Genomic DNA, 24,498 nt, shown 5'->3' with positions numbered 1-24,498 from the left:
ATCGTGGTGTTGACGGCCTGCCGTTAGGTTGTCGGCGCGACCAGAGGGTGAATAGCGGCGCGACGCGCTCCGAGTCAGAATTTCGCGCGTGGTTCCCCTGGTGGTCGATCCGGAGGCGTTGTTCGCCGCGGGCGGCTCCGTCGATGCGGCCGGCGGGGGGCTGGCGGCAAACCTGACCATCCTCGCCGCCGGGATGTCCGCCCACACCGGCTTGGACGTGGCCGGCATGGTGTTCGGGCTGGGATATCAGGAGGCGGCCGCGTCGTTGCTGAAAGCGGCGGCCGCCGCAGTCAACGCCTGCCGGTCGTCCGGGGTGGCGATTCAGCAAGGGGCAGTTAATTATTCAAACGCCGAAGCGGCTTCGACGCTCGGCGGTGGAAGCGGTGGGCTGCAACCGCCGGCCGAGCCGGCGAAGATCACGCCCCCCGGGCCGCCCGGCACCCTGGGCCCCGGCCAACCGCCGCCGCCACTGTGGGCGCTGGTGCAGTCGTTCCTCGACGACGTCTGGCCCGACGGCGACGTGGCGGCGCTGCACGCGGCGGCGGGGCGTTGGCGCGGCTTCGGCGCGGCGGCCGGCGGGATGCAGGGCGCGCTCAATGCGTCGAAGTCGCTGTTCGATACTCAGCACCTTCCCGAGGGCGGTCTGATAGACGCCGCCTTGACAAAAATCGGTGCGTCGATGGGGAAGATCGGCGAGGGTGCCGGCGAGCTCGCCAGGCGTCTCGACGGCTTCGCCCGCGAGGTCGAGCACGCGCAGGACGCGATCCGGGACCTGCTGAACCAGCTGGGGTCGCTGACCGACGTGGTGCACGACGTGGTGCTGGTCATCGAGGGCAAAGCGATCGAGGAGATCAAGAGGATCGCCACCGACATCGCGGGCGTGCAGCACAACCTGGGGCGGCAGGCGCAGGCCTACGAGCAGGCGATCAAAATCGTGACGCAACTCGGCGACAACTTGGTGGTCGACCTCGAGAAACACGCGCGCCGCGAACTCACCCAGTTCCTGGGCGACGAGGTCGGCAATCCCGTTGCGACGGTTTTCGACACCGTGGTCAACGCCAACGAGGGAATGCTCAAGGGCGCTCTCGGAAGCCTGCAAGGCATCGCTGAGATGGACCCGCGCCGGTTCCTGATCGATCCGGAGGGCGCCGCCGCGACGTGGAAGGGCATGTTCCGGGGCAGCCTGGTCGATATTGCCCTGCATCCCGAGGAGGGATTGGAAGCGGGTCGGCAGAACTGGAGATCCCTTCTGCACCTTGATGATTGGAGCACCGCGCGGCCGGGTCTGGGTCTCGGCGAGAATGCTTTCGACATCGCGTCGTTCTTTATACCCGGGGGAGAGGAAGCGGGTGCGGCGTCGGATGGTGCCTCCGCTGCCGCGCGCGGCGCGGAGGCCGCGGCGGACGCGGAACGCGCCGGTGGGAGGGCCGCCAGCGGGGTGCCGGGTCTGGCCGCTCGGGGGCCGCTGGCCGACATCGCCAAGTCGGCCAGGGGGCTGACCGAAGACCTCGACGGCCTGAGCGGGAAGCTGCCGAAGATCGAGCCGCCAGGTGGTCAGGCGGTGGGTCTTCCGCCCGGCAAGCCGCCGGAGGGGCCGGTCGGGCCGGGCAAGCCGCCGGAGGGACCGGTCGGGCCGACGCCGCCGCGATCGCCGGAACCCGGGCCCCGCGGTCCTGGGGAGCCCGGAGGGCCGAATTCGGCTGTCGCCACTCACGACTCGCCGCCGCCGGGACAGGGCGGTCCGCGCGACCGGCCTCACGAATACGGGCCCGTCCCGACGGACAATCCGCGAAGCGCGCTCCCCGCACCCCGCGTCCACGAACCCGCACCGGCGGGCGCTTCGACCGAGCCGGGATCCGCGTCGGCGGATGGCCCGCACACGCCTCCACCTACGGACCCAGCGCTCAAACGTGCGCCCGCTGGAACACCACCGTCACAAGAGCATCTGTCGCTGAGTTCCCACGAGGGCGGAATCCCCGAGACCCCACATGGCAGCCCGCCGCATGATGGGGCGCCACATGAACCGGGCGACGGTAATTCAACGGGCGGTAAGCACGAGAGTGGCGATCCTCATGACGGATCGCCTGACGAGAGCAACAGCCACTCCGAAATCTCGCCGGACCTGACGGCGAAGGATCTTTCCGCGCTTGCCGACTACACTGGCACTGGCTACGAAGACCTAAACGACGCGTTAAGGAGCAACAAGTTGGACGCGTCTCAGCATGCGCGGGCTGAGGCGCTGGGCCAGGCGCTTAATAAGCTTCCCCCTTACGAGGGTCCGGTGGTTCGCGGGACGAACTTGCCGCCTGAGGTGCTTGCCCAATATCGTCCGGGTGAATTTGTCATAGAAAAAGGTTTCCTGAGCACCACTACCGATCCGAGTGTGGCGCAATCTGATGCATTTGCGGGTAACGTCGAGTTCAGAATTACCTCTTTTACTGGACGGGAGGTGGCCGCTTTTTCCGTCCTACCCGAAGAGCAAGAGGTATTGTTTGCAGCCCATACAAGATTCTTTGTCCTAAGTAAGACAGTAGATCCCGCAACGCGCCGCACAATAATTGAGATGGTCGAAGAGTAGCGGCGTTGGGCTGAAGGGAGGAATGATGAGCAGGGAGATTGCCGGAAAGATATTTATGACGCCCGAAGAGGCGGGGGTCGCGCCGCCAAGCAAAGAGAAGATCGAGCGTGCGCGCAAGATGTTCGACGAGTTTCAGAAGAAAGTAGATGCTGTGCGCGACGAGGATCGGCCGAAAGAGATCTCACCCAAGTTCTGGGATGACACCTCGGGCACCGAATACGACGAACGAAAGCAACGTTAGGCCTAGCTGGCAATACGTTGACTGCCTGAACTAGACGGCGGCATCGATAAAGGTGGCGCCAGTTACTTCCCAACCCGGTCCAACAAATCCGACGACCCCAGCACCCGCTCGATCTGCACCTCGATGACGACCCTCTTCGGATTGACCCGCGGCGTGCGGTAGCGCTGGGCGTAGCGCAGTTCGGCGTCACGCACGGCGTCGGCGTCGGTGTTCACCGTCGACCGACCCTCCAGTGACAGCCACCGCGCGCCGTCGACCTGGCTGAGCACGGCCACCCCACCACGCTCGGCATTGACGGCCTTCTGCGAACCGCCGGTGGTGATCACGCGGGCGATGTGGGTCTTGGGGTCAAAGGTGAAGCCGACAGCCACCACATGCGGTGAACCGTCGGCGCGCAACGTGGTCAGCATCGCCAGGTGACGTTCGGACAGGAATGCCAGCGCGTCGTCGGTGAGCCGTGTAGTGGTATTCGCCATCACCGCCCACGCTAGCGCAGGCGATAATCGCAGCCGTGGACGACACGGGTGCGCCGGTTCTCATCCTGGGCGGCCGAAGCGAGATCGGCATCGAGCTCGCGCGGCGCCTGGCTCCCGGCGCGACGCTGATCCTCGCGGCCCGCAATGCCGATCGGCTCGGCGACGAGGTCGCCGCGCTGAAGGCCGCGGGGGCGGCCGACGTGCACACCCGAGAGTTCGATGCCGACGACCTGGTCTCACACGGCCCGCTGGTCGACTCGATCGTCGCCGAGCACGGACCCTTGGGCACCGCCGTGTTGGCCTTCGGAATCCTCGGCGACCAGGCCCGCGCCGAGACCGACGCCGCCCACGCCGTGGCCATCGTCCACACCGACTACGTCGCCCAGGTCAGCATGCTCACGCACCTGGCGAGCGCGATGCGGGCGGCGGGGCGCGGCACCCTCGTAGTGTTCTCCTCGGTGGCCGGCGTCCGGGTCCGCCGCGCCAACTATGTGTACGGCTCGGCGAAGGCCGGCCTGGACGGCTTCGCCTGCGGGCTCGCCGACGCGCTGCACGGCACGGGCGTCAAGCTCCTGATCGCCCGCCCCGGATTCGTCATCGGCCGCATGACGCAGGGCATGACGCCCGCTCCGCTGTCCAGCACGCCAGAGCAGGTCGCCGCGGCGACCGCGCGCGCTCTCGCGAAAGGCCGCCGCACCGTGTGGATCCCGTGGGCGCTGCAGCCGACCTTCTTCGTCATGCGGCTGCTGCCGCAGGCCGTGTGGCGCAGGATGCCGCGATGATCCGCGCCGGCGACGATGCAGAGCGAAGCGATGGGGAGGAGCGGCGCGCAATGATCATCGTCGTGGGAATCGGCGCCGACGGCATGGCGGGCCTGGCCGAAAGCTCACGCCACCAATTACGCAGAGCCACAGTCATTTACGGGTCGAAGCGGCAGCTCGACCTGCTCGACGACACCGTGTCCGCCCCGCGCCACGAATGGCCGTCGCCGATGCTGCCCGCCCTGCGAAGCCTGCCCGATCGCCACACGGAGGACGTCCACGTGGTGGCCAGCGGCGACCCACTGCTGCACGGCGTCGGCGGCACTTTGATCCGGCTGCACGGCGCGGAGAGGGTCACCGTGCTGCCGCACGTGTCCTCGGTGACGCTGGCGTGCGCGCGGATGGGCTGGACCGTCCAGGAGACCGAGGTGATCAGCCTGGTCACCGCGCCGCCCCACACGGCGGTGCGCCGGGGTGGGCAGGCGGTCGTGCTGGCCCGCGACCGCTCCACCCCAACGGAATTGGCGTCGTTGCTCGCCGCTCACGGACGCGGCGACTCCGAGTTCACCGTGCTCGAACACCTCGGCGGCCCAACCGAGCGGCGCCGCGATGGGACGGCCCGTCAGTGGGCAGCCGACCCACCCGACGTCGACGACCTCAACGTCACCGCCGTGCGCTACCTGCCCGACGAGCGCGTCTCGCCACTTCCCGACGCCGCGTTCGCCAGCGACGGCCAGATCACCAAACTCGCAATCCGCGCGGCCACCCTGGCGGCCCTGGCACCGCGGCCGGGGGAGCGGTTGTGGGACGTCGGCGCGGGCTCCGGCAGCATCAGCGTGGAATGGTGCCTGCGCTGGCCCGGATGCACCGCGGTGGCGTTCGAGCGCGACGAGCGGCGCCGCGCCAACATCACCACCAACGCGGCGGCCTTCGGAGTCGGCATCGACGTGCGCGGCGCCGCGCCCGACGCGTTCGACGGGGCGGACGCACCGTCGGCCATCTTCATCGGCGGCGGTCTGACCCAGCTGGGCCTGCTCGACGCGTGTCTGGAACACCTGCCGAAAGGCTCGAGGCTGGTCGCCAACGTCGTCACCGCCGAATCGGAAGCGGTTCTGGCACAGTATCATTCGAAGCACGGCGGCCAGCTGCACCGGTTCCAGCACTATCAGGGCGAGCCGCTGGGCGGCTTCACCGGTTGGCGCCCGCAGTATCCGGTCACCCAATGGGTGCTGACGCGATGACGGTGTACTTCATCGGTGCGGGCCCCGGCGCGGCCGACCTCATCACCGTCCGCGGCCAGCGCCTGCTGCAACGATGCACCACCTGCCTCTACGCGGGGTCGATCATGCCCGACGACCTGCTGGCGCTGTGCCCCCCCGGCGCGAAAATCGTTGACACCGGCCCGCTGACGCTCGATCAGATCGTCGACGAACTCGCACACGCCCACGCCGCCGGTGACGATGTCGCGCGGCTGCACTCCGGTGACCCGTCGCTGTACAGCGCGCTGGCCGAGCAGTGCCGGCGTCTGGACGAGCGGGGCATCGACTACGAGATCGTGCCGGGCGTGCCGGCATTCGCGGCGGCGGCCGCCGCCCTGAAGCGCGAGCTCACCGTGCCCGGCGTGGCCCAGACCGTGACGCTGACCCGGGTGGCCACCCTGTCGACACCCATGCCGCCCGGGGAAGAACTGCGCACCCTTGCCGCGTCCGGCGGCACCCTGGTCCTGCACCTGGCCGCCGCCCAGATCGACGCCATCGTCCCCGAACTCCTCGAAGGCGGGTACCGACCCGAAACACCCACGGCCGTCGTTGCTTTCGTGAGTTGGCCGCAAGAGACCGTTCTGCGCGGCACGCTCGCCTGCATCGCCGCTCAGGTGCACGACGCCGGCATCACCAAGACCGCCGTCATCGTCGTGGGCGACGCGCTGGCCGCCGAGGGATTCACCGACAGCTACCTGTACTCCACCGGGCGAACCCGGGGGAGCCGGCACTGATGCGCGTGCTGCTGCTCGGGGGCACCGCCGAGGCCCGCGCGCTGGCGAAGGCGCTGCACCCGCAGGTCGACATCGTCAGTTCGCTGGCCGGCCGGGTGCCCGATCCCGCGTTGCCGGTCGGTCCGGTGCGGATCGGCGGTTTCGGCGGTGTGCCCGGGCTGCGGCAATACCTGGCGGACAACCACATCGACGCCGTCGTCGACGCCACCCACCCGTTCGCGGCGACCATGACCGCCCACGCCGCGCTCGCGTGCGACGAGATGCGGATACCGCTACTGGTGCTCGCCCGTCCCGCATGGGACCCCGGTGGCGCGATCGTCGTCGCCTCGGACGTCGAGGCCGCCAAGGTCGTTGCGTTGCAAGGGTACCCGCGGGTGTTCCTGACCACGGGCCGCTCGGGCGTCGAGGCCTTCGCCGGCAGCGACGCATGGTTCCTGATCCGGGCGGTCACGGAGCCCGACGCCGCCGTACTGCCGCGACGTACCCGGCTGGTGCTCTCGCGCGGCCCGTACCGCTACGACGACGAACTGGGGCTGCTGCGCGAGCACGACATCAAGGCCCTGGTGACCAAGAACAGCGGCGGTGACATGACCCGGGCCAAGCTGGATGCGGCTGCGGCGCTTAATATTCCGGTGGTGATGGTGGCGCGCCCGCCGCTGCCGCCGGGGGTGCGGACCGTCGGCGCCGTGCAGGACGCGGCCGACTGGGTCGCGGGGTTGGGCTAGCCGGTGAGGTCTTCGCGTTCGGCGTCGGCCAGCAGGGCGTCGCGGGCGCGCGCGACGCGGGACCGGATCGTGCCCACGGGACAGCCGCACACCGCCGCGGCGTCGGCATAGGGCAGGCCGAGCAGCTGGGTGAGCAGCAATGCCTCGCGCTGTTCGGTGCTGAGGTTGGCGATCATCGCGGTCACCTCGACGAGGTCCTCGAACCCGCGCGCGTGGCCGTCCCCGCGCGGGAAATGCTCGGGATCGGCGCCGACCGCCGCGCGCGGCCGCGACTGCGCGTAGCGGATGTGATCGGCGACGACCCGACGGGCGATGGACAGCAGCCACGTCCGCGCGCTGGAACGTGCCGAGAAGCGTTCGATGGCACCGATCGCGCGCAGGAAGGTCTCCTGGGTCAGGTCATCGGCGTTGCCCGCGTCCGACAGGTAGGCGACGAACCGCCACACGTCCTGCTGGGTGGCCCTGATGAACGCCTCGAGCGCCCCGGCATCCCCGCCGGCGGCCGCGAGGGCCAGCGCGGTGACGGCCTCGTCGTCGCTGGACGCGGTCATGCCGAACAACCTTAGTGTCGCCGGGCGGACCAGCCTACGACGGGTCGTCGTAGCGACGGCCCGGTTGATGGGCCACAGGTGGGCGCGCCGGCGCCCGGCGGGCGATGCGGCGCGTGGCGGGTTGCGGTCGACGGGGGAGGCGTCGGCGGGGCGGTCGCCGTGCGCGCCGACGCGTTCCCGGGCGACCAGCACCGCGAACGCCAGGCCGAGGAGCAGGGGCATGTGGCTGGCGATGCGCGCCGCGGTCACCTCGCCGTCGAAGGCGTCGACGATCACGTAACCCAGGAGCGCCACGGAGTACACCCCGGTGATCGCCGCGACGCCGATCGCGGTGACGGGCCAGATGCCGGCCGCGATCATGGCCATCCCGAGCGCCAGCAGCCACGCGGTGGACTCGTGCATCAGGTGCTCACCGGACATCGCCCCATGCATGTGGGACGAGATCATGCCGAAGTCGATGCCGCCGATCTGGGCGGCCGCGATGGCCACCTGGAACAGCCCGACCGCGACCAGTCCGAAGCGCCGGTAACGTGATCGCACCGCGCGCATCCAGCGACCATCCCCGCCGGGCGACGCAACCCCGACGCGCGCCAGGATCGTGTTCACCAGGTCCGGCGCCTGGCCGGGCCCGGCGGAGGCCAGTCGACGGGTCTGCACTGCCGCGCCGATCAGCCAGGATCGACAACCGCGGCAGGTTTCGAGGTGGGCGTCGACCTGCTGCGCGAGCACCTGCGGGCGCTCGCCGTCCAACCGCGCAGAAAGCGCCTCGCGCGCAACGTCACACCGCATCCCTGCATCGTTGCGCATCGCCGGTCCGGGCGCAAAGAAGTCGCGCGGGAACCAAAGGTGCCGCGCAACGAACGCGGGGCCGGACGCATCGGATTCGCCGGTGTGACGGGCGAATCCGGTGGCGCACCGGCGGTCGGCCTCAGGACGCTGGGTGGCGGCGGGCCCGTCCTGCCGATGCTGCCGAGCGGTTGGGCGGAGGGTCCTCCGCGAGCGTGAGCGAGGCGCCTCTGGCGGGGCGGCGAAGCGAACTACCCGGGTAACGGCGGACGGTCTTCTGCGCCCGTTGCTATACCCTAGGGGGTATGGTATATCTGAGTGTGTCGCCTCGAGCGTGATGCCATGCCGGGCCGGTGACCAATCGGGTTTTCGTTCCCCGTGGCCCTCGGTGCAGGGCCTATCGGCCCTATTGGTCGCCTCGGCGGCGGGCCGACACTACGCAGCGAGGGATCCGGCCGTGACGGAGAGGAGGCAACGATGTTGACCCTGGTCAAGCGCGCGTGGGTCCCGCTCGTGGTCGTCGTGGCAGTCACCGTCGGTGGGGTCGCCGTCGACCGGCTTCGCGGAGTGTTCGGCTCGGACGCCATCTTCACCGCCACCGGCAGCAGCGCCAGGCCGCTCGAACCGTCACATGTCAAGCAGGTGACCTACGAGGTCTACGGACCCGGCGAGACGTCAGGCAGCGTGAGCTACCTGGACAAGAACGCCCAGCCCCAGCAGGCCGACTTCACCAACCTCCCGTGGAGCTACACCATCGAGACGACGGTGCCGGCCGTCATGGCCAACCTGGTGGCGCAGGGCAACAGCGACACCATCGGATGTCGCATCACCGTCAACGGAGAGGTCAAGGCCGAGCACTCCTCGGCCGGACGCGACGCCCAGACGTTCTGTTTGGTGAAGGCCGCATGAGCGCCGGCAGCGATGCTCGTCCAGCATTCATGCGGTTCGTGCACCGCTTCGCATGGCCGATCATCATCGCCTGGCTGCTGCTGACCGTCGCGCTCAACGTGCTGGTGCCGCCCATCGAATCGGTGGCGCGGAGCCACGCGGTGACGATGTCGCCGCAAGACGCGCCGGCGATGATCGCGGCCAAGCGCATCGGTGCGAAGTACCACGAGTCGGACTCCGACAGCATCGCGATGATCGTGCTCGAGAGCGACAAAGACCTCGGTGACCTCGGGGGTGAGGCGCACCGCTACTACGACGCCCTCGTGCAGAAACTCGGGGCCGACCCCAAGCACGTGCAGCACGTTCAAAACGTCTGGGGGGATCCACTCACCGCGGCGGGCGTCCAGAGCCGAGACGGCAAGGCCGCCTACGTCGAATTGAACCTGGCCGGCAACCAGGGCAGCACGTTGGGAAACGAGTCCGTCAAAGCGGTGCGCGAAATCGTCGACCGGTCGGCGCCGCCTAAGGGGCTCAAGGTGTACGTCACCGGACCGGGGCCGCTGACCACCGACATGAACGAGGCCGCCGACAAAAGCATGTTCGTGATGATGGGCGTGACCGGCCTGGTCATCATGATCATGCTCTTCCTCGCCTATCGCTCGGTCAGCACGGTGCTGCTCGTCCTGGTCATGGTGGGGTTCGAGATGGGCACGGCCAGAGGGTTGGTCGCCCTCCTGGGCAGCAAGGATCTGCTGGGATTCTCGACGTTCGTGGTCGCCATGTTGTCGTCGCTGGCCATCGCCGCGGGAACCGACTACGCGATCTTCCTCATCGGTCGCTACCAGGAGGCCCGTCAGGCCGGCCTGGATCGAGAAGCGGCCTACTACAGCATGTTTCGCGGGACGTTTCACATCATTCTGGGTTCGGGGCTGACCATCGCGGGCGCCACCTTGTGCCTGCACTTGGCGCGGCTCTCGTACTTCAAGGCGCTGGGTATCCCGTCCGCGTTGGGCCTGATCGTCGTCGTCGCCGGTGCGCTCACCGCGGCCCCCGCCGTGGTCGCTGTCGCGAGCCGCTTCGGTCTGCTCGACCCGAAACGGAAGATCAAGACACGGGGTTGGCGACGGATGGGGACCGCCACCGTCCGTTGGCCCGGACCGATCTTCGTGGCCTCGCTGCTGATCGCCCTCGTCGGGATCGCCATCATGCCGAGCATGAAGCTCAGCTTCAACGACCGCTTCTACATACCCGCCGATCTGCCCTCGAACGTCGGATACGAGGCCGCCGAGCGCCATTTCAGCGCCGCGACAATGAATCCGGACATCCTCATGGTCGAGAGCGATCACGACATGCGGAACACCGGCGACATGATCATTCTGGACAGGGTGGCCAAAGACGTCTTCCGGTCACCGGGAATCGCGATGGTGCAGAGCATTACGCGGCCGCTGGGTGGTCCGATCGAGCACACATCGATTCCGTTTCAGATCAGCGCCCAATCGATCCCGATCCAGCAGAACCTTCGGTTCATGCGGGACCGGACGGACGACATGCTGAAGATGAGCGACGACCTCGGCGCCATGATCGCCTCGATGGAGCGGATGCAGGCCCTGGTGGGGCAGCTGAGCGACCGGACCCACCACATGGTCGGCGCCATGCACGACATGCAGGCCACCCTGGACGAGATGCGGGACCACCTGGCCGACTTCGACGATTTCGCCCGGCCGTTGCGCAGTTACTTGTACTGGGAGCAACACTGTTTCAACATCCCGGTCTGCCAGGCGACGCGGTCGGTGTTCGAGGCGATGGACGGCGTGGACAAATTCAGCGAGAACATGACCACGCTGATCAAGGACATGAACGACGTCGACGCGATCATGCCGCAGATGGTCGCCGAGTTCCCGCCGATCATCGCCGTCGCGAAATCCATGCAGGGCACCCTGCTCACGATGCACAGCAGCTTCTCGGGCCTCGTCACACAGATGACCCAGATGACCGACACGGCCAGCGCGATGGGCCAGGCCTTCGACGCCTCCAAGAGTGGCGATTACTTCTACCTGCCCCCGGAAGCCTTCCAGAATCCGGACTTTCAGCGCGGTCTGCGGCTCTTCCTGTCACCGGACGGCAAGGCCGCGCGCTTCATCATCACCCATGACGCGGACCCGGCGACCCCGAAGGGCATCGCGGCGGTCGAGCCCGAACTGGCCGCCGCGCATCAGGCGGTGAAGGGAACCACGCTCACCGATGCGACGTTCTACCTCGCGGGGACGGCGGCCATCTACCGCGACATCCAGGCGGGTTCGCGCTACGACCTGTTGATCGTCGGGATCGCGGCGCTGACACTCATCTTCGCGGTGATGGTCATCATCACCCGCGCGCTGGTCGCCTCGCTGGTGATCGTCGGCACGGTGTTGCTCTCGCTGGGCGCGGCATTCGGGCTGTCTGTGCTTGTCTGGCAACACATTCTGGGTCTGGATTTGAACTGGATCGCGCCGGTGTTCGGGCTGATCATCCTTCTCGCCGTGGGCTCGGACTACAACCTGCTGCTGGTGTCGCGGTTCCAGGAGGAGCTCGGCGCGGGCTTGCGGACCGGCATCATCCGCTCGATGGGCGAGACCGGCGGCGTCGTCACCTCGGCGGGATTGGTGTTCGCCTTCACCATGATGTCGATGGCCGCCAGCGACCTGCGCTCGATCGGTCAGGCCGGCACCACGATCGGGCTCGGCCTGCTGTTCGACACCCTGATCGTGCGCTCGTTCATGACACCGTCGATCGCCGCTCTGCTCGGCCGCTGGTTCTGGTGGCCGCTGAAAGTCCGTCCGCGCCCGGCAAGTTACATGCTGCGGCCGTTCGGGCCGCGTCCCCTGGTCCGCGCCCTCATGCTGGGTGACAAGGCCAATCCCGCACCTGAACACAACGGTGCGGTCGTCGCGCGGCCGGAGCCTGTCGGTCACCCGTCGCAGTGACGGCGGCCCCTCGTTTGCGGTGTCCGTACGCGGGTATGCGCCCACCATGTCCTCGGCCACACCACTGCGCGCCATCGCGTTGATCTGCACCTTGAAGAAGAGCCCCGCCACCTCGAGCAGCGAGCTGATGGCCGATCAGGTGCTCGAACAGTTGCGCAAGTACGGCGCCGACGGCGAGAAGGTCCGCTGCGTCGGCATGAACCTGCTGCCCGGCACGGACGCCGACATGGGGCCGGGGGACGAGTGGCCGCAACTCCTCGAGAAGATCGTGGCCTCGGACATCGTCGTGATTTCGACCCCCACGTGGGTCGGGCACATGTCCAGCGTCGCTCAGCGCGTACTGGAGCGGCTCGACGCCGAAATCTCCGACAAGGACGAGGCAGGACGGCCCAAGATGCTCGGCAAGGTGGCGCTGGCCGCCGTGGTTGGCAACGAGGACGGCGCCCATAAGATCGTCGCCGACCTCTTCCAGGGGCTCAACGACATCGGCTTCTCGATTCCCGCCCAGGGCTGCACGTACTGGAACGGCGAGGCAATGCAGGGCGGCGACTTCACCGACCTCGACGAGGTGCCCGAAGTCATCGCCACCACCACCGAGTCGGCGGCCCGCAACGCGGTGCACCTGGCGGGCGCGCTGCGCGAGCATCCGTATCCGCCCTACGAGTGAGCCGTCACCCCGGGTAGCGGCGCGGAGTGAACACCCGGTCGCCGGAATCGTCCGCGTACCACTGGGTTTGAGAAGACCCGACGATGAGCAGGCAGCGCATGTCGACGTCGGCGGGGTCGAGGTCGGCCAGGCGCACGACGCGGACGTCCTCACCGGGTCCCGACACGTCGCGACCGATCACCACCGGCGTCCCCGGCTCGCGGTGGTCAAGCAGGATGTCGCGCATCGCGCCCACCTGCCAGGTGCGCGTCTTCGACGCCGGGTTGTAGATGGCCAGGACGAGGTCGGCGGCGGCCGCCGCGCCGAGCCGCGCCGAGATCACCTCCCAGGGCTTGAGCCGGTCGGACAACGAAATCACCGCGTAGTCGTGGCCCAGCGGCGCCCCGACCCGGCTGGCGACGGCCTGCGCGGCCGTCATCGCGGGGATCACGCGCACCCGCACGCCCGGCCACTGCTTGGCCTCCTCGAGCACCGCGGTCGCCATCGCGAACACGCCAGGATCTCCCGAGGACACCACCGCGACGGCGCAGCCCTGCTCGGCGAGCGCGCAGGCCAGCCGTGCCCGCGCCGGCTCGTCGGCGTTGTCGCTGGGATGGCGGCGTTGGCCGTCGCGGGCCGGCACCCGGTCGAGGTAGCCGTGGTAGCCGATGAGATCGGTCGCGGCCGCGAGCTCGCGCCGGCTCTGCGGCGTCATCCAATCCAGGTCGCCGGGGCCCAGGCCCACCACCGTCACGGTTCCGGCCGGCGCATTCCCGGCACGCCGCCTGCCCCCCGGCAGCATCGCGAGCGAGAAGTAGGGCACGCTGCTCTCGTCGACGTCCGCGGCCGGCATGACCCGTTGCCCGGCCGTGCTGGCCCGCTCGACGTAGAACGCCCCGTCAAGTTGTCCGGACGCCGAAAGCGCCTCGCGCACAGCGCCGTAGGAACGACCAAGCTTGAGCACCACGGCCGCGTCCGCATCGGCGAGCCGGCGGGTCAGCTCGGCGACGGGCAGGGTCCCCGGCAGCACCGAGAGCACCTCGTCGCCGGCCACCAAGGGTGTGGCGATGGCCGCGGAGGCGGCGCTCACCGACGTCACGCCCGGGATGATCTCCGCGTTGAACCGCTCGGTGAGCCGGGTGTGCAGGTGCATGTAGGAGCTGTAGAAGAGCGGGTCACCCTCGGCGAGCAACGCGACGTCGCGGCCGGCGTCGAGGTGCGCGGCGATGCGCCGCGTGGCCTCGGCATAGAAGTCCTCGAGCGCGCCCGCGTAGCCGCCCGGATGATCGGTCGTCTCGGTGGTCACGGGATAGACCAGGTGCTCTTCGATCTGCCCGGGCCGCAGATACGGCGCCGCGATGCCGCGGGCGATGCTGCGGCCGTGCCGGGCGCTGTGATAGGCGACGACGTCGGCCTCGCCGATCACCCGGGCGGCCTTGACGGTCACCAGCTCCGGGTCGCCCGGGCCGAGTCCGACCCCGTACAACGTGCCGCGGCCGGTCATTCGCGCTCGCTGGCGATCGCGTTGACGGCGGCGGCGGCCATGGCGCTGCCGCCGCGGCGGCCACGCACCACGAGGTAGGCCATCCCGCGCGGACGGGCGATGAGCTCGTCCTTGGACTGGGCGGAACCGACGAAGCCGACGGGGCCGCCCAGCACGGCGGCCGGCGGGGACAACCCCTCGTCGACCAGCTCGAGCAGGCGGAACAGGGCGGTGGGCGCGTTGCCGATGGCCAGCACGGCGCCGGGCAGCCGGTCGGCCCACAGTTCCACGCCCGCCGCCGAGCGGGTGGTTTGCCCCTTTTCGGCGTGCTCGGCAGCGCGCGGGTCGGCGACCAGCGACACCACCTCGTTGCGGGCCGGCAGCCGCGCGGCGGTGATCCCGGCGGCGACCATCGACGAGTCGCACAGCACCGGCGCGCCGGCGCGCAGGGCTTCGCCCGCGCGCGCGACCACGTCGTCGGTGTAGGCGACGTGCTCGGCGACGTCGACCTGCCCGCACGTGTGGATCAACCGGACCACCACCCGGGCGACGTCCCCGGGGAACCGGTCGAGGTCCGCTTCGGCGCGGATCGCCGCGAACGACTGCCGGTAGATCTCGGCGGCGTCGCGGAGGTAGTCGAGCACTCGATAACCCTAGGACGACGGCGACGATCCGCTTCGCCCGGCTTCGCCGCGGGATAGCGGGCGGTATCCGTCGCCCGTTGCCAGCAGGACCTCGCCGGCATGCGGGCTGCCGCACGCGCGGTCGCAGCCGACGAAATGCCGGTGCACCGGGTAGTCCGCGTCCAGCGATCGCGCGGCATCGGCGCGCACGTCGGCCGCCGAGTGCGCGCAGCCAGGGCTGCCCGTGCAGGCGCTGACACCCAGCCAGGGCGAGTTCTCGTCGAAGATCAGACCGAGCGGTGCCAGCACACGCAAAGCGGTGTCAGCGACGGCTTCCTCGAGGTCGCACACCAGCACCGAGCGCCACGGCGTCACCACGATGGGCGCCTCGATCGCCGCCAGAAACTCGGCGACCCGGGCGGACAGCATCCCCAGCGGCACCCCGGCGGCCAGAGTGACGCGGCCGTCGTCCTGGCCGACCCACCCGACCGGCCCCTTGGTAACAACGGGGAATAACGGCCCGGCCGGCTCGGCACCGGGCAGCATCACCCGCAGGTCGCCCAATTCGCCGACGCGCCAGGCTTTTCCGCGGATTTCGACGAAACGTCGCGCCAAGGCGACCAGCGCCTCGACCGCCTCGTCGAACGCCAACCGTATGCCGGTGTCGCGCCCGGCCAGCAGCAGCGCACAGGCGTCGTCGAGCACGTGGACACCCACGTCGGCGCGCAGTCCGGACACGTCGGCGCGCCCGTCGTCCAGGCTGAACCAGAACCGGCCGCCCAGCCCGGCGAGCGTGGGCTCGGCGCAGATCGCCGCGTCCAACTCTTCGACCCACCCCCGCACGTCGCGGGTGCCGCCGGCCCGGCCGGACAGCGGCGACGCGACGACGTTGCGCACCTTTTCGTGCGTCACGGAGGGCAGCAGGCCCGCGCCGGCCATCGCCTCGCCGGCCGCCGTCACGTCGGTGAGGCCGCGCACCTGCACGTTGCCGCGCGCGGTCAGTTCGAGCGTCCCGGAACCCGACTCGGCCGAAACGCGGGCCAGCGTCGCCAGCTGGGCGGCGGTGATCATGCCGCCGGGCAGACGCACCCTCGCCAGCTCGCCGTCGGCGGCCTGATGCACCTGCAGCGCGCCCGGGCAGGCGTCGGTGTCACGGCTCCTCGGCATGAGCCCACGGTACGGCTCGTCCCGACCGCCCAGAATTGAGTAGCCGACTACTCTAGGGCGCCGCCACCGGCCGCCGGACACTTCGGGCAGTTCGTCTCGTCGAAGGGGATGCCCGATGTCAAAGAGCGGTGATCATGCGGTAGTACTCGGCGCGAGCATGGCGGGCCTGCTGGCGGCCCGGGTGTTGGCCGACCGCTACGACCGGGTGACGGTCGTCGAACGTGACCTGTTGCCCACGGACCCGGTCAACCGAAGGGGCGTGCCGCAGGGCAGGCTCATCCACGCCATCCAGGCCCGGGGCACCCAGATCCTCGATGAGCTGTTTCCGGGATTCGCCGACGACCTCACCGCCCAGGGGGTCGAGAGCTGGCGCGGTGACCTGTCGAAGTTGCGTCTCGCCTTCGCCGGACACCAGATGGTGCGTTCCGGCACTGCGCCCAACCCTGCGGTGGTGTTCTTCCCGAGCCGGCCCGTCCTCGAATGGAACGTGCGCCGGCGGGTGCGTGGCATCGCCAACGTCCGGCTGCTCGAAGCCCACGACGTCATCGGCCTGACCGCGACGCCGGACCGCCGGCGCGTCACCGGGGTGCGCCTCGTGGACCGCGCACTGGACCGTCCGCTCACGCTTTCCGCCGACCTCGTCGTGGACGCGACGGGCCGCGGCTCCCGGACCCCGGTCTTCCTCGACGAACTCGGCTACGGCCGCCCCCCCGAAGACGAGCTGACGGTGCGGCTGGCCTACGCGTGCCAGCTGCTGCGCATCGCGCCAGGCGTGGTGAACGAGCACATGATCGCCCTGTTCCCGGAACCGGGCCACCCCGAGATGTTCGGATTCATCCGGTACGAGAACGGCACCGCCATGTTCGCCGTCGGCGGCATGGCGGGGGTCGAGCCGCCCCGTCACCTCGCCGAGATGCTCGACTTCGCGGCCGGTCTCGCCCCTGCGCACGTGCTCGAGGCGGTCCGCACGGCCGAACCCCTGGGCGAGGTGGTTCAGCATCGTGTCCCATCGAACCGCTGGCGGCGGTACGACAAGATGCGCCGAACGCCCGAGGGTCTGCTGGTGGTCGGGGACGCCGTGTGCAGCTTCAATCCGATCTACGGGCAGGGCATGACCGTCGCGGCGATCGAGGCGACGGTGCTGCGCGACTGCCTGCACCGCGGGGACCACAACCTGAACCGGCGCTTCTTCCGGGCCTGCGCCCGGGAGGTGCGGGTGGCCTGGCAGACCGCCGTCGGCTCCGACCTCGCCCTTCCCGAAGTCACGGGTCGACGCCCCCTGTCGATTCGCATCAGCAATGCGTTCCTCGAGCCGGTGATGAGCGCCACCGAATCCGATCCGGTGGTCGCCGGCCAATTCATGCGGGTCATCGCGATGGTCGACCCACCGACCCGGTTGCTGCGGCCGGCCATGCTGTTTCGCGTTCTCCGCGCCAATCTCCCCCGGCCCGGCGGTGTCCCGGCAGATAAACACGAATGGAAGGAAAAACCCATGTCCAACAACAACATCGAGCAGGCCCGTAAGGGCTACGAGTCCTTCGACGCTGGCGACCTCGCAACCGCGCTCAGCGTCTTCGACGACGGCGCCGTATGGACGGTCAACGGCGAGAGCACGATCGGCGGCACCTACCGCGGCAAGGCCGAGATCACCGAACTGCTCATGCGGATGGCGGAGAAGTCCGCCAAGGTGCAGGCAAAGCGGTTCCTGGCCGACGGTGACGTCGTGATGGTCCTGGGCGAGGTGACGGTGGGGGACGAGACGTCCCAGGAGGCCGACGTGTACACCTTCGCCAACGGCAAGATCGTCGAGGCGCATTCGTACGGGGACACCGCCGTGCAGGAACGCGTCTTCGGGTCGAAGCGCGTGGCGGCCGGATGATCGCTGGGGCCAAACCTGTCGCTACGCCGAGCCGATCGGCGTAGCGTCAGGCCCGCGAGAGGCGGGTGACCCATGACCCAGAAGCGCTGTTTGCGAATCGCCATCATCGGCGCGGGGATGTCGGGCCTGTGCATGGCGGCCAAGCTGCAGGACGCCGGCATCGACTCGTTCACCATCTTCGAGAAGGCGGACGACGTCGGCGGAACCTGGCGCGACAACACCTATCCCGGGCTCACGTGCGACGTGCCCTCGCGGTACTACTCGTATTCGTTTCGGCCCAACCCGAACTGGTCGCACTGGCTTCCGCCCGGCGGGGAGATCCAGGCGTACTTCCGGCAGGTGGCCGACGAGCGCGGCATCCGCCCGCACATCCGGTTCGGCACCGACGTGACCGCGGCCCGGTACGACGACGGCACGTGGCGGCTCACCACCCCCGACGGCGAGGAGACGTTCGACGTCCTGGTCACCGCGACCGGAGTGCTCCGGGTTCCCCGTTACCCGGACATCCCCGGGCGCGACACCTTCTCCGGACCCGCCTTCCATTCGTCGCGCTGGGATCACTCGGTTTCGTTGTCCGACAAGCGGATCGGTTTGATCGGCACCGGCTCGACCGGCGTGCAGATCACCGCGGAGCTCGGTGGCAAGGTGCGTGGGCTGAAGATATTCCAGCGCACCGCGCAGTGGGTCTACCCGATGCCCAACCCGCGTTACTCGGGCTTGACCCGCGCGGCGCTGTCGCGGTGGCCGGTGCTGAACTCGCTGCCGTACCTGTTCTGGGGCTGGCTCTTCCGGCACCTGCTCGGCCGGGCGCCGATCCGCCCCGGGTGGCAGCGCCGGCTGGCCCAGGCCGAGTGCCGGTGGAACCTGCGGCTATCGGTGCGCGACCCCGAGTTGCGCGCCAAGCTGACGCCGACATACCAGCCAATGTGCAAGCGGCAGGTGATGGCCGGGCACTTCTACCGGTCCGTGCAGCAGCCCGGCGTCGAGGTGATCACGGACGCGATCGACCACATCGAGCCGCGCGGCGTCGTCACCGCCGACGGCGCCCTGCACGAACTCGACCTGCTCGTGTTCGCCACCGGCTTCGATGCGCGCGCCTACGTGCGCCCGATGCAGGTGATCGGGGAGGGCGGGATCGCCCTGGACGACGCCTGGGCCGACGGACCCAAGGCCTACCGGTCGGTCGCGGTGCCGGGATTCCCCAACATGTTCATGATGATGGGACCGCACTCACCGATCGGCAACCAGTCGCTGATCCCGATCGCCGAGGACCAGGCCAACTACGTGATGTGGTGGATCGAGCGGCTGCGCGACGGCACCGTGCGCGCCGCGGCGCCCACCGAGGCGGCCACCAAGCAGTACAACGAGGACATGAAAGCCGCTATGCCGCAGACCATTTGGGTGAGCGGCTGCAACAGCTGGTACCTCGGCAAAGACGGGCTGCCCGAGCTTTTCCCCTGGACGCCCGAGGCTCACCACGAGCTGTTGCGCGAACCGGTGCTCGCCGACTTCGACGTGCGCACCGCCTGAGGTCTACGACGTCCCGGTCCGTCGCGCGTAGGCCTCGCGCTTCTCGGGTTGCACGTCGGTGGTGAAACCGCGGTCCGTGCCGAGCGCGCGGCCGAGCGCCTCTGCGACGGGTTGCGGCAACATGCGTTGCACCGCCGCCGCGGTCCCCATCGACCGGGGAACGATCACCCGCCGCTTCGGCTTGGCGATCGCGTCGGCGACCGCACGCGCGACGTCCTCGGGCTCGACGTTCTTGATGCCCCGCGCGCTTCCGATCCCGGCGATCATCTCGGTGTTGGTCAGCGCGGGCATGATCGTCGAAAAGTGCAGCCCGCGCCCGCGGTTCTCCACCCGCACGGAATCGGTGTAGCCCAGCACCGCGTGCTTCGTCGCGCAATAGGTGGCGATGCCGGCGACCGGCAGCACACTGCCCATCGACCCGACGTTGATGATGTGCCCGCGACCGTGGGGGAGCATGCGTTGCAGCCCCAGCTTGGTGCCGAGGATGACGCCGCCGATGTTGACGTCGAGCACCCGCCGGGTCGCCGCGTCGGTTTCGTCGACCGCCATGCCCACGGCGATGACGCCGGCGTTGTTCACCAGCACCGCCAACGGCCCCAGCCCGTGCTCGACGGCGTCGAGGAAATCGGTGAAGGAACCGCGATCCGTCACGTCCAGCTTGCGGTGCACCTCGAGCCCCAGCCGGCGGCCCGCCTCGGTGACGGCGGCTTCGTCGACGTCCCCGATGGCGACCCGGGCGCCCAGGCGGTGCAGCTCGGTGGCGATCGCGAGGCCGATTCCGCGCGCACCGCCGGTGACGGCCACGGTTGTTCCGGAGACGGTGTTCATCGGCACAGTCTCGCGCCGAACGTGCAGTCACGGCGAGAATCGGCGCAAATGCCGTGAGTGCACGCTCGAGATTGAATGCGTGCCCCGGCGGGCACACGAGTGCCCGTGGAGACGGTCGAGTACGCGCCGGGGCGGTTGGCCGATGTCTTCGGCGAGGCGGGTCAACCCACCGTCCTGCTCTGGCATGGCATGCAGACCGACGCCCGCGCCGCCGTCGGGCCCCTGGCGCGCCTGGTCGCGGACCGGGGCGCCGCCGTCGTGGCGCCGGATTGGAACTCGCACGCCGACGACGGCGGGCGCGCCGACCTGTTGGCGTCCCTCGAATTCACCCGCGAACGGGCCGACCGCCTGGTGCTCGTCGGGTGGTCCATGGGCGGGGCCGCCGCGGCGGGCGTCGCGCTGGACGCGGGCCACTACGGCGTCGACCTCGTGCACACCGTGTGCCTGGCCGGCGCGTTCATGATCCCCGACCCCTGCTCCGGCCGACCGCTGACCGACATGCTGGCCTGCGCGCGCGTCGGGTCGCCGTTCACGCTGCTGCACGGTGTGGCGGACGACGCCGTGCCCGTCAGCGCGAGCCGGGATTTCGCCGCCGACCTGAAGCGGGTCGGCTGGCCCGTCGAGCTGATCGAGCTGGCGGCCGACCATGGGTCGATCGCCGGCGCCGACTACGACGCCGCCGCCGACCGCTACGTGCCCGGGACGAGCGAAGAGGCGCGGCGGGTGGCCGCCGAGGTCGCCGCCCGCATCGCGGGCACCCTGCGGTACGAATGATGGGTGGCTGACCCGACCATCCTGCTGCTGTCCACGTCCGACACGGACCTGATCGGCGCCCGATCCAGCGGCAAGAACTATCGGTGGGCCAACCCGTCGCGGATCGCCGACGTGGAACTACCCGACCTGCTGGCCGACGCCGACATCGTGGTGGTCCGCATCCTCGGCGGCTACCGCGCCTGGCAGAGCGGCATCGACACGGTGCTCGCGGCCGGCATCCCGACCGTGCTCGTCAGCGGCGAGCAGGCCGCCGACGCCGAGCTGACGGGCCTGTCCACGACCGCGGCCGGCATCGCCGTCCAGGCGCACATCTACCTGGCGCACGGCGGCGTGGACAACCTGCGGCAACTGCACGCCTTCCTGTCGGACACCGTGCTGATGACGGGGTTCGGGTTCGCGCCGCCGGTCGCAACGCCGACGTGGGGCGAACTCGAGCGGCGCCATGCGCGTCCCGACGGTGACCCAACCATCGCGGTGCTCTACTACCGCGCGCAGCATCTGGCGGGCAACACCGCCTACATCGACGCGCTCTGCCGCGCGATCGAGGATCAGGGCGCGCGAGCGCTGCCCGTGTACTGCGCGTCGCTGCGCACCGCGGAACCCGAACTGCTGCAACGGCTCGGCGACGCCGACGCCATGGTCGTCACCGTGCTGGCCGCCGGCGGCCTCAAACCGGCGGACGCGGGGGCCGGCGGCTCCGATGACAGCTGGAACGTCGAACACCTCGCGGCCCTGGACGTCCCCATCCTGCAGGGGTTGTGCCTCACCAGCCCGCGCGCGCAATGGGCCGACAACGACGACGGCCTGAGCCCGCTCGACGTCGCCACCCAGGTGGCGGTGCCCGAGTTCGACGGCCGCATCATCACGGTTCCGTTCTCGTTCAAGGAGATCGACGACGACGGGCTGATCTCCTATGTGGCCGACCCCGAGCGCTGCGCGCGGGTCGCGGGCCTGGCGGTGCGGCACGCCCGGCTGCGGCGCGTCGCGCCGCCCGACAAGCGGGTGGCCCTGGTGTTCTCGGCGTATCCCACCAAGCACGCCCGCATCGGCAACGCCGTCGGGCTCGACACGCCCGCCAGCGCGGTCGCTCTGCTGCGGGCGATGCGAGAACACGGCTATCGCGTCGGAGACGTGCCCGGCGTCGAGGCGGGTGACGGCGACGCGCTGATCCATGCGCTGATCGAGCGGGGCGGCCAGGATCCCGACTGGCTCACCGAGGGGCAGCTCGCCGGAAACCCGATCCGCCTGTCCGCCAAGGATTATCGGGACTGGTTCGCGACTCTGCCGGAAGAACTGACCGACGCGGTCACGAAGCACTGGGGGCCGCCGCCGGGGGAGTTGTTCGTCGACCGGACCAGCGATCCCGAGGGCGAGATCGTCATCGCCGCAATGCAAGCCGACAACCTGATCCTCATGGTGCAGCCACCCCGCGGGTTCGGCGAGAACCCGGTTGCGATCTACCACGACCCGGACCTGCCGCCCAGCCACCACTACCTGGCGGCCTATCACTGGCTCGACTCGGGCTTCGGAGCGCACGCGGTGGTGCACCTGGGCAAGCACGGCAACCTGGAATGGCTGCCGGGCAAGACGCTGGGCATGTCGGCCGCCTGCGGGCCCGACGCCGCCCTGGGCGACCTGCCCTTGATCTACCCGTTCCTCGTCAACGACCCCGGCGAGGGCACGCAGGCCAAGAGGCGCGCGCACGCGGTGCTCGTCGACCACCTCATCCCCCCGATGGCGCGCGCGGAAACCTACGGCGACATCGCGCGGCTGGAGCAACTGCTCGACGAGCACGCCAATGTCGCGGCGCTGGATCCCGCCAAGTTGCCCGCGATCCGCCAGCAGATCTGGACGCTGATCCGCGCCGCCAAGATGGACCACGATCTGGGGCTCACCGAACGGCCGGAAGAGGACTCCTTCGACGACATGCTGCTGCACGTCGACGGCTGGCTGTGCGAAATCAAGGACGTCCAGATCCGCGACGGGCTGCACATCCTCGGCCAACGGCCCACGGACGAAGCCGAACTCGATCTCGTCCTGGCCATCCTGCGGGCCCGGCAGCTGTTCGGCGGCGAACACGTCCTGCCGGGCCTGCGCCAGGCGCTCGGGCTCGCCGAGGACGGCACCGACGAACGGTCCTCGGTGGACGCCGCCGAGGGCGCGGCCCGCGGACTCGTCGCAGCGCTGCAGGCCACCGGCTGGGATCCGCAAGCGGCCGAACGGATCACCGACAATCCCGAGGTGGCGCGCGTGTTGCGGTTCGCGGCCACCGAGGTGGTGCCGCGGCTCGCCGGCACCGCGGGTGAGATCGAGCAGGTGCTCAGGGCATTGGACGGCCACTTCGTCCCCGCCGGCCCCTCGGGGTCGCCGCTGCGGGGGCTGGTCAACGTGCTGCCCACCGGCCGCAACTTCTACTCCGTCGACCCGAAGGCCGTGCCGTCGCGGCTGGCCTGGGAAGCCGGTGTGGCGCTGGCGGATTCGCTGCTCACGCGCTACCGCGACGAGCACGGCCGCTGGCCGGAGTCGGTCGGCCTGTCGGTATGGGGCACGTCGGCGATGCGCACGTCCGGTGACGACATCGCCGAAGTGCTTGCGCTGCTGGGCGTTCGGCCGGTCTGGGACGACGCCTCGCGCCGGGTCGTCGGCCTCACGCCGATCTCGCTGTCCGAGTTGGGCCGCCCGCGCATCGACGTGACGGTGCGGATCTCGGGCTTCTTCCGGGACGCCTTCCCGCACGTCGTCACCATGCTCGACGACGCGGTGCGGCTGGTCGCCGGCCTCGACGAGCCCGCCGCCGACAACTACGTGCGCGCGCACGCCCAGGCCGACCTGGCCCAGCACGGTGACGAACGACGTTCCACCACAAGGATATTCGGGTCCAAGCCGGGCACCTATGGCGCCGGGCTGCTGCAGCTGATCGACAGCCGCAACTGGCGCGACGACGCCGACCTGGCGCAGGTGTACACCGCCTGGGGCGGTTTCGCCTACGGCCGCGACCTCGACGGCCGCGAGGCGGTCGACGACATGAACCGCCAATACCGGCGCATCGCCGTCGCCGCCAAGAACACCGACACCCGCGAGCACGACATCGCCGACTCCGACGACTACTTCCAGTACCACGGCGGCATGGTGGCCACCGTGCGGGCGCTGACCGGGCAGGCGCCGGCCGCCTACATCGGCGACAACACCCGGCCCGACGCGATCCGCACCCGCACGCTGTCCGAGGAGACGACGCGGGTGTTTCGCGCTCGCGTCGTCAACCCGCGGTGGATGGCGGCCATGCGCCGGCACGGCTACAAGGGCGCGTTCGAGATGGCCGCGACGGTCGACTACCTGTTCGGCTACGACGCGACCGCTCAGGTGATGGCCGACTGGATGTACGAGCAGCTCACCGAGAGCTACGTGCTCGACCCCGAGAACCGCAAGTTCATGGCCGAGTCCAACCCGTGGGCGCTGCACGGCATGGCCGAACGGCTGCTGGAGGCGGCCGGCCGCGGCATGTGGGCGCAGCCCAAGCCCGAGACCCTCGACGGCCTGCGCCAGGCGCTGCTGGAAACCGAGGGCGACCTGGAGGGCTGAGTTCCTTCCCGCGAACAGACGCAAAAG

Annotated in this window: 20 protein-coding genes and 1 pseudogene; 14 read left to right on the top strand and 7 right to left on the bottom strand. The window is 69.8% G+C overall.

The window, feature by feature from the left end; genetic code table 11:
* The first annotated feature begins 88 nt into the window (after positions 1-88).
* Positions 89-2,578 (top strand): WXG100-like domain-containing protein, encoded by a 2,490-nt coding sequence (locus GPY60_RS11890; RefSeq protein WP_156687873.1) that lies wholly within the window; start codon positions 89-91, stop codon positions 2,576-2,578.
* Positions 2,579-2,603: 25 nt separating this feature from the next.
* Positions 2,604-2,819 (top strand): hypothetical protein, encoded by a 216-nt coding sequence (locus GPY60_RS11885; RefSeq protein ID WP_156687872.1) that lies wholly within the window; start codon positions 2,604-2,606, stop codon positions 2,817-2,819.
* Positions 2,820-2,881: 62 nt separating this feature from the next.
* On the opposite strand, the gene GPY60_RS11880 is transcribed toward GPY60_RS11885, so the two are convergent.
* Positions 2,882-3,295, bottom strand: coding sequence for a F420-dependent biliverdin reductase (locus GPY60_RS11880; protein WP_156687871.1), 414 nt, complete (start codon positions 3,293-3,295; stop codon positions 2,882-2,884).
* Positions 3,296-3,330: 35 nt separating this feature from the next.
* Here GPY60_RS11880 and GPY60_RS11875 point away from each other — a divergent pair, with 35 nt between their 5' ends.
* Genes GPY60_RS11875 through GPY60_RS11860 form a run of 4 tightly spaced genes read left to right on the top strand, consistent with a single transcriptional unit; the run spans position 3,331 to position 6,774 of the window.
* Positions 3,331-4,077 (top strand): SDR family NAD(P)-dependent oxidoreductase, encoded by a 747-nt coding sequence (locus GPY60_RS11875; RefSeq protein WP_156687870.1) that lies wholly within the window; start codon positions 3,331-3,333, stop codon positions 4,075-4,077.
* 50 nt (positions 4,078-4,127) lie between these two features.
* Positions 4,128-5,297: a precorrin-6y C5,15-methyltransferase (decarboxylating) subunit CbiE gene (gene cbiE / locus GPY60_RS11870; RefSeq protein WP_156687869.1), complete on the top strand. Its 1,170-nt coding sequence runs from the start codon at positions 4,128-4,130 to the stop codon at positions 5,295-5,297.
* Complete coding sequence (gene cobM, locus GPY60_RS11865) at positions 5,294-6,049, top strand: precorrin-4 C(11)-methyltransferase (RefSeq protein ID WP_156687895.1); 756 nt, start codon at positions 5,294-5,296, stop codon at positions 6,047-6,049. Before cbiE ends, cobM begins: the two co-directional genes overlap by 4 nt.
* Positions 6,049-6,774 (top strand): cobalt-precorrin-6A reductase, encoded by a 726-nt coding sequence (locus GPY60_RS11860; RefSeq protein WP_156687868.1) that lies wholly within the window; start codon positions 6,049-6,051, stop codon positions 6,772-6,774. The genes cobM and GPY60_RS11860 overlap by 1 nt, the downstream gene beginning before the upstream one ends.
* On the opposite strand, the gene sigC is transcribed toward GPY60_RS11860, so the two are convergent.
* Positions 6,771-7,325 (bottom strand): RNA polymerase sigma factor SigC, encoded by a 555-nt coding sequence (gene sigC, locus GPY60_RS27055; RefSeq protein ID WP_231639593.1) that lies wholly within the window; start codon positions 7,323-7,325, stop codon positions 6,771-6,773. The two genes, GPY60_RS11860 and sigC, sit on opposite strands and share 4 nt — an antisense overlap.
* 168 nt (positions 7,326-7,493) lie before the next feature.
* Positions 7,494-8,114 (bottom strand): annotated as a pseudogene (locus GPY60_RS27050) (DUF2275 domain-containing protein); the annotation flags it as partial.
* Here GPY60_RS27050 and GPY60_RS26610 point away from each other — a divergent pair.
* From GPY60_RS26610 to GPY60_RS11840, 4 genes are all read left to right on the top strand, one after another.
* Positions 8,028-8,330, top strand: a complete 303-nt coding sequence (locus GPY60_RS26610) for a PPW family C-terminal domain-containing PPE protein (RefSeq protein ID WP_197283652.1) — start codon at positions 8,028-8,030, stop codon at positions 8,328-8,330. The pseudogene GPY60_RS27050 and the gene GPY60_RS26610 sit on opposite strands and share 87 nt — an antisense overlap.
* 258 nt (positions 8,331-8,588) lie before the next feature.
* Positions 8,589-9,020: an MmpS family transport accessory protein gene (locus tag GPY60_RS11850; RefSeq protein ID WP_156687866.1), complete on the top strand. Its 432-nt coding sequence runs from the start codon at positions 8,589-8,591 to the stop codon at positions 9,018-9,020.
* Entirely contained in the window at positions 9,017-11,962 is a 2,946-nt protein-coding gene (locus GPY60_RS11845; RefSeq protein WP_197283650.1) for an MMPL/RND family transporter, read from the top strand. Before GPY60_RS11850 ends, GPY60_RS11845 begins: the two co-directional genes overlap by 4 nt.
* Before the next feature lie 46 nt (positions 11,963-12,008).
* Positions 12,009-12,629: a flavodoxin family protein gene (locus GPY60_RS11840; RefSeq protein WP_156687865.1), complete on the top strand. Its 621-nt coding sequence runs from the start codon at positions 12,009-12,011 to the stop codon at positions 12,627-12,629.
* Between the two features lie 4 nt (positions 12,630-12,633).
* Here the strand turns inward: GPY60_RS11840 and GPY60_RS11835 are convergent, their stop codons facing one another.
* The 3 genes from GPY60_RS11835 to cobG are packed head-to-tail and all read right to left on the bottom strand — an operon-like array spanning position 12,634 to position 15,881.
* A complete protein-coding gene (locus tag GPY60_RS11835; RefSeq protein WP_156687864.1) occupies positions 12,634-14,112 on the bottom strand; it encodes a precorrin-2 C(20)-methyltransferase in 1,479 nt (492 codons plus the stop codon).
* The gene (locus GPY60_RS11830; protein ID WP_156687863.1) at positions 14,109-14,735 is read right to left on the bottom strand and encodes a precorrin-8X methylmutase; all 627 of its coding nucleotides are present in this window, start codon (positions 14,733-14,735) and stop codon (positions 14,109-14,111) included. The genes GPY60_RS11835 and GPY60_RS11830 overlap by 4 nt, the downstream gene beginning before the upstream one ends.
* A gap of 9 nt (positions 14,736-14,744) precedes the next feature.
* Positions 14,745-15,881, bottom strand: a complete 1,137-nt coding sequence (gene cobG, locus GPY60_RS11825) for a precorrin-3B synthase (RefSeq protein WP_156687862.1) — start codon at positions 15,879-15,881, stop codon at positions 14,745-14,747.
* Positions 15,882-15,996: 115 nt separating this feature from the next.
* On the opposite strand from cobG, the gene GPY60_RS11820 reads away from it, so the two are divergent.
* Complete coding sequence (locus GPY60_RS11820) at positions 15,997-17,760, top strand: nuclear transport factor 2 family protein (protein WP_156687861.1); 1,764 nt, start codon at positions 15,997-15,999, stop codon at positions 17,758-17,760.
* Between the two features lie 72 nt (positions 17,761-17,832).
* Positions 17,833-19,290, top strand: coding sequence for a flavin-containing monooxygenase (locus GPY60_RS11815; RefSeq protein ID WP_156687860.1), 1,458 nt, complete (start codon positions 17,833-17,835; stop codon positions 19,288-19,290).
* A 3-nt stretch (positions 19,291-19,293) separates the two neighbouring features.
* Here the strand turns inward: GPY60_RS11815 and GPY60_RS11810 are convergent, their stop codons facing one another.
* Positions 19,294-20,118 carry an SDR family oxidoreductase gene (locus GPY60_RS11810; RefSeq protein WP_156687859.1) on the bottom strand — a complete coding sequence of 275 codons (825 nt, stop codon included), beginning with the start codon at positions 20,116-20,118 and terminating at the stop codon, positions 19,294-19,296.
* 105 nt (positions 20,119-20,223) lie between these two features.
* On the opposite strand from GPY60_RS11810, the gene GPY60_RS11805 reads away from it, so the two are divergent.
* Together GPY60_RS11805 and cobN are read left to right on the top strand one after the other, a co-directional pair.
* A complete protein-coding gene (locus GPY60_RS11805; protein ID WP_197283648.1) occupies positions 20,224-20,892 on the top strand; it encodes an alpha/beta hydrolase family protein in 669 nt (222 codons plus the stop codon).
* Positions 20,893-20,895: 3 nt separating this feature from the next.
* Positions 20,896-24,471 carry a cobaltochelatase subunit CobN gene (gene cobN, locus GPY60_RS11800; RefSeq protein WP_156687857.1) on the top strand — a complete coding sequence of 1,192 codons (3,576 nt, stop codon included), beginning with the start codon at positions 20,896-20,898 and terminating at the stop codon, positions 24,469-24,471.
* Positions 24,472-24,498: the final 27 nt, after the last annotated feature.

The sequence above is a fragment of the Mycobacterium sp. Marseille-P9652 genome (assembly GCF_902652685.1).
GTDB lineage: Bacteria > Actinomycetota > Actinomycetes > Mycobacteriales > Mycobacteriaceae > Mycobacterium.
The sequence above is the reverse complement of the archived record's forward strand: the minus strand, read 5'-3'. Positions and strand labels throughout refer to the sequence as shown.